Source organism: Streptomyces sp. H27-H5, assembly GCF_026627505.1.
Taxonomy (GTDB): Bacteria; Actinomycetota; Actinomycetes; order Streptomycetales; family Streptomycetaceae; genus Streptomyces.
The window spans coordinates 1-965 of sequence record NZ_JAPNLK010000326.1; the positions used below are offsets into that span (position 1 = coordinate 1).

Annotated in this window: 1 protein-coding gene; it reads right to left on the minus strand. The window is 71.4% G+C overall.

The features are described 5' to 3' along the window. Window positions 1-965: acetyl-CoA carboxylase biotin carboxylase subunit (locus tag OTB19_RS43080; protein WP_267804312.1), on the minus strand; the 965-nt coding region annotated here is incomplete at both ends.

The following is a 965-nucleotide window of genomic DNA, read 5'->3' on the forward strand; positions in this document are numbered from 1 at the left end:
GAGCCGGATTCCACGCCCGCGTCGAGGCGGACGCCGGGGCCGGAGGGGGGTGCGAAGCGGGTGACGGTGCCGGGGGCGGGCAGGAAGCCGCGGCCGGGGTCCTCGCCGTTGATGCGGAACTCGAAGGAGTGTCCGCGCAGTACCGGGTCGCCGTAGCCGAGTTCCTCGCCGTCGGCGATGCGGAACATCTCCCGCACCAGGTCGAGGCCGGTGACCTCCTCGGTGACGGGGTGTTCGACCTGGAGGCGGGTGTTGACCTCCAGGAAGGAGATCAGGCCGTCGGCGGAGACCAGGAACTCCACGGTGCCCGCGCCGACGTAGCCGGCTTCCTTCAGGATCGCCTTGGAGGCGGCGTACAGCTCGGCGTTCTGGGCGTCCGTCAGGAACGGCGCCGGGGCCTCCTCGACCAGCTTCTGATGCCGGCGCTGGAGCGAGCAGTCACGCGTGGACACCACGACGACGTTGCCGTGGGTGTCGGCCAGGCACTGCGTCTCCACGTGACGGGGCTTGTCGAGGTAACGCTCGACGAAGCACTCACCACGCCCGAACGCGGCGACCGCCTCACGGACGGCGGAGTCGTAGAGCTCGGGGACCTCTTCGAGGGTCCGGGCGACCTTCAGACCGCGACCGCCGCCACCGAAGGCGGCCTTGATCGCGATGGGCAGGCCGTGTTCCTTCGCGAACGCCACGACCTCCTCGGACCCGGAGACCGGGTCGGGGGTGCCGGCGACCAGCGGCGCGCCGGCGCGTTGGGCGATGTGACGGGCGGCGACCTTGTCACCCAGATCGCGGATGGCCTGCGGCGGCGGCCCGATCCAGGTCAGGCCGGCGTCGAGGACGGCCTGGGCGAAGTCGGCGTTCTCCGACAGGAAGCCGTACCCGGGATGGATCGCGTCCGCGCCGGAGTCCGCCGCCGCCTGCAGAACCTTCGCGATGTCCAAATAGCTGGCGGCCGGGGTGTCACC